Genomic DNA, 5,090 nt, shown 5'->3' with positions numbered 1-5,090 from the left:
TAGTACAGCGCACCATGAGTAGTACTCCCAGATGCCGACCCCGGCGACCTGTTGGGCGAGCTCACGGCGCCGGCTCATCTCGACCTGCTGAGCCAGCTCCTGGCCCGCTCATCGACCAATGCTGGCACGGCGCTAGAACCTGAGCCAGTCGAGGTTGCTTATACCAACAGTTTTGACTCACCGTGTTCTAGGTGACATGCGATTGCCTTTCCAGTCATTCAGCCACATACTGAGTGAAAGCCTGCAAACTGCGACACAGCTGATGCCACCCGGGCGTCCCCGCTTTGAACAGGTCCGCTTGAACACGCTCACCATTCCCCGAGATGCCAGCATCGCGCGGGCGCAGCGCGTCGCGACCGACCTTACAGAATCGGCCGTTCAGGAGTATCTCCTTCACCACCCGATCGTCACGCATCGGGTGGAGGGCGAAGGCCTGAAAGTCGTTGGCGGGTTAAGGTCCTTGGCCCTGGCAAAGGCGCGCATGCCCGCGGATGCGCCGGTCTGGGTACTGATCGCGCCCGCTCCGAATGCGGACAACCTCCCGCGACTTGTCGATGACCTCCTCACCCCACTCATCCAAAAGAGGGATTCTGCCGAGCAGGTTCGAGCCTGGGCGGCCGCTCAGGACAACCAAGAACTACTCGATACCCTGCTGATGACGCGGCCCACACAGAAGGCCCTCGCCAGTTACCTCGGCATTTCCGTATCCAGCTTTCAGGCGCTCAAACGTGGGTGATGGTGGCAGATCCAAACCGGCGCGCACGAGGATTGCGGACCGCCGTTCCTCACGGATCGGAGAACTCAAACAGGCCCTTGAGCGACTCGGTCGTACTGACCCGGCATCATGGATCGATAAGGTCCAACCGCTCCTTCAGATCCCCGACTGCCTACTCGGCCTGTTCCCGGTCACAGAGAACGTTCAGGCGATCCTCCCCCACCTCAAACAGCTTGATGTCGACAGCAAAGACCTTGAAACCCTCCGGGCCTGGACAGACGCTATTCTTCGCATCCCGGGTGACGACCCGCTGTGGGCCAGCCATGAGTATCTAAAAGGGGCCATCTACGAACGGGGCACTGCCCGCTCCCCGCTCCACGGATACTACTCGACTCACCCGATCTGGTGCGGGCTCTGGCACGTCTATCACGACCCCGATGCGCCCCAGTCCGCGGTCTACGACAGACTCCGGGCCCAATTCCTGGCCGCCCACCTCCGCCTTTTCAGAGGCCTCGGCAACCCGTCGGGCGAAGACCGACGTTATCAAGCCTCGCGGGTGTTGCGGCTCGCGCATGACCAAGAAGCCCTCTGGCTGATCGACCGAGTCGACGCAGCAGTCGATAATCCCGACGCGCTCGTCAGAACGCTTCAAGCGGTGAAGAGCGAGGAGACCCGACACACGTCGGAGCCTCACCTCCTAATATACCCTGCTGCCAACCTGGGCCAACTCGTTTCCGACGCCCATGACCTGGGCCTCGACCTATTCAAAGACCGCACGGGCTCCGCCACCGAAGAAGGCAGGAGCCGTTCCGGGTCGCGCCGCGCTGAGCAACGCATGGACCCGGGACACAGCGGCTTTTGGTACTACCAGCAGGACTTCCTGGCCGGTGTCAGCAGTTGGGGCAGCGGTAATTTCCGTGTGGATAGCCGTAGCATCGCAGGGCCACTAGGCCATCAGATCGAAGCCGCAGGTATCACCATCGCGGAGTACGAAGACCCGCAGACGGCGGGGGCCGGAACACGCGACCTGCTCGGGCTTGAGGATCACGAGGAAAACTTCGAACCTGCGGATTTGCCTCCACTCCCTTCGCTCTACGCTAGGGCCCGATCCACAGCACGGCGCATTGCCATGGACGCGCAACGGCTTCGCGTCGAGCCCAAGCGCATCCGCATGGCGCAGCTTGGGGCCATGTTTCATACCCTCGGGAGGATCTTCAGCGAAAGCGCCCATCCCAAGCGCGATGACGAACCTCAGCACGAGCGAAACGAACGAGCACTACGCCAGGAGACAGCCCTGATCGGCGCTATAAGCCTGGTCACCGGCACCTCGCTGGAAACGGTGCACAGAATCTGCCTGATCGATTCTATCTCGGAGCTCCCCCACCGCTACGATCTTGCCTATAACCCGGATCACCGGATGTGGATTCGTCCCTACAGCCCGCCGGAGCGTCATCCGCTGAACGAATCCACACGGGCGCACGTTCACAAGACATCGCCCCGGGTCGTTTTTGAGGACGTACTCGGCCTCGGCTGTCACCTCAAAAACTACGCCGAAGCGGGCGATGGGAAACCACCTTTCGCAAGCACCCCCCGAACCTACCGCAGCCGCTGGGAAAAGCACTTCAAGCCCGCCCTGGTCACGGCCGGGATTGAACCGCGTTGGGCACGACTCGACGCCCTGCCCCAGGCCTTACCAAGCTGGTTCGAGTGGCAGGAGGAAGGCGACCACCTGGCCACGGCCATGCTCTTTGGGATCAACGACCCGCGGGCCCACACGCAGCGCTTTTACACCAGCTGGCACAGAGCCAAACTCGCCGACGTCTACCAGCGCCGGCTCTGCTTGCTTGTTGAGGAGCTTGCCATGGAGACCGCGCCGCCATCGGAGGAACCGGCGCTGTTCAATTACCAGGCGCCAAGCACCGAGATCCGGACCAGCTGGGTTGGCAATGACCGCATGCCCTCGCTGTGCTCTGTGCAGAAGCTGATCACCGCGAACCGAGATCAGTTGCACTACCCGGGCCCGATCGATCCCGAGAGCTGGTTCAAATACCACAACGCCATGACCCTCTACGCAGCCCTCGGGCTGGTCATCGCTACCGGGGCTCGGAGCATTCGCACCCCGTTCCCGGATCTCAGAGCGATCCACAAGCCGACCCATACCATTGCTGTTCAAGAGAAGGACCGAGCCGACGGCTCGCACGCTCGCCTTGTGGCCTTGCCGGCAGTGGCCGTGGAGCAGGTCGAGATCTACCTCAATCATCTTGTCGAGTTGTTCACCGCCTTCCCCGCACTACCGACAACGCTGCGCTGCCAGGCCACGAAATATCGCGACCGTGCCGCATACGACGATGCAGACTTCGACCTCGATCTGCGCCGGACCTTTTTCTTTCTCGACAGCGCGACTCCCGAGCACCCCGGATCGTGGGAACCCACTGAACTCACCGGCCGTCAGATCTACACCCACAGCAACGGGGTCTGCCCGAATCACTGGCCCATCGAGAACGCAGGTCGCCACCTGCTGCGAAGCCACCTCACCGCTGAGGGCTGTGACCCGACTCTCATCAACGCGCACCTCGGACACTGGCACTACGGCGAGGAGCCCTGGGCCGGTCCTTCAGCCATGGATCCGGTCGCTTATCGCCACGCCATCCGCCCGTACCTCGATGCGGTCATGGCCACTCTCGACTACCGGGCATGCCATCCGTGACCAGCGAACCCCAGCCCCCAAAGGACCCGTCAGGCTCATCCTATCGCCAAGAGTTCTGGATGGGCTGGCGTCACCTTTGGGATGCGTCTGCGACGGACTGGACAGCGATCGACGCCGACACCGCCGACTCGAAGGGGCCCTGCAAGGGAGACGCTTTCGCCGCGGTATGGCAAGTCATCCGCCGCGAATTCCCGCAGCTCATCCGCCCCACTCCCGCAGAGGGGGACGAACTCTGGCGAATTGCCACCGTGCGGACCCTGATCAGCCAAGTCCAAGCAGCGGCCCCGTCCGAGCAGCGCTTCGTAGCGCAGCGACGGGTCGCCGAAGTCCTCGACGCCGGCAATCGGCTCGGCCGTTGGCGCATTCCGATCCCGGATATCCCGGCCCCACTGCCACCTGCACCGCGCTCGCCGTTCCAGCACACGAGCTTCGCGCAGATGGTGCACTTCGAGCCGCTCGTCGAGCAGACCCTGGCAGCGTTCGCCGAAGCGCCACCCGCCGACGACCCGCAGGCCTACTGGGGACGGCTATTTCTCAGCGCCCTGCTCTTTGGCGCTTTGCTCCGCCCCGCCTGGCTCTGGGCCTTGCCGTCTGCACTTGAGCAGCCACCTGGGCATTGTTTGTGGATGGAGTTGCACGACACACCGAAGGATAAACGCGCCCCGCAGCACATGCGCTGGTATCCAGACCCCCTCACCCGGCTCAACCTGGTGCGCGCCCGCGCCGACAAGAATCGTCCAGAGCCCCCACGCTGCCAGGCCCACTCCGGCCCTAACGTCTACCGCTGCATCCGTGCCTTCGCACGCACCGCGCACATCGCCGATGCACTGCCCAAGAACTGGTCGCAGCTCGTGTCGGTCGCGCAGACCCGCTTCGCGCTTTATCTGCCCGCTTACCTGCTCGGCCACGCCGGTGGTGCGAACACTGCGACGTCCTGGCCGGCGTCGGTCCAGCAGCGCCTCCACACCCACCGGCACGCCATCGACTGCAATCCTCCCCGGCTCGCCCCGAAAACAAAGGAGCGACCGGCCGACTCCGTAGCGCCGAGCGAGGCAGGCGCGGAGGCAGTGGACAAGAGCGCCGAGAGCGAGGCGGCGCCGGCTGCGCTGAGGGAGTTAGCCTCGCGCATCCGCCAGAACGACCCGCCGGATCCGGAACTCATCGAGGCTTGGATCGCCGAGTACCGCCAGACGCCGCAGCCCTTGAAGAGCATCGAACGCATCGGCGAATGGGTGGCAAAAAGCCTTTGCCGGAAGCCCAAAAAGGGGCGCCGGCGATTGCGCGGGCGAACCGTCTACGCCCTCTACAACGCGGCGGCGGCGAGACTCGTCGGCCAACTTGCCGATACCGACCCGGCTGCATTCGCCTGCAGCGACGACTTCATCGAGATCTACACCACCGCTCTCGACGACACCGCGAACGCGAGCACGCGCAAGACCCTCGCCCGTGCACTGGAGCGCTTCCATACCCACCTCGTAGCCTTCCACAACGCCCCCAAGGAACCGCTGGAGGTCCTGCGCACGCCACGTCTCGCGCAAAAAGGACGCCACACACCGAACGCCAACTTCATCGACGAGGCGAGTTTCACGCGGGCCATCGAGTGGATCGATTTCCGTTACGCACAAACGCCGCAGCGCGGAACGCTCCTAGTGCTGCTAGCCAGCCTTG

The 5,090-nt window shown here is 63.7% G+C and carries 2 protein-coding genes and 1 pseudogene; all 3 read left to right on the top strand.

Annotated elements, in window-relative coordinates:
* The first annotated feature begins 298 nt into the window (after positions 1 to 298).
* A complete protein-coding gene (locus LRA98_RS12450; protein ID WP_238634209.1) occupies positions 299 to 736 on the top strand; it encodes a hypothetical protein in 438 nt (145 codons plus the stop codon).
* The gene (locus LRA98_RS12445) at positions 729 to 3,422 is read left to right on the top strand and encodes a hypothetical protein (protein ID WP_238634208.1); all 2,694 of its coding nucleotides are present in this window, start codon (positions 729 to 731) and stop codon (positions 3,420 to 3,422) included. Before LRA98_RS12450 ends, LRA98_RS12445 begins: the two co-directional genes overlap by 8 nt.
* Positions 3,419 to 5,090 (top strand): annotated as a pseudogene (locus LRA98_RS12440) (site-specific integrase); the annotation flags it as partial. The gene LRA98_RS12445 and the pseudogene LRA98_RS12440, both read left to right, overlap by 4 nt.

The sequence above is a fragment of the Halorhodospira sp. M38 genome (genome assembly GCF_022227985.1).
GTDB lineage: Bacteria > Pseudomonadota > Gammaproteobacteria > Nitrococcales > Halorhodospiraceae > Halorhodospira > Halorhodospira halophila_A.
This window is presented reverse-complemented; position numbering and strand designations above follow the sequence as displayed.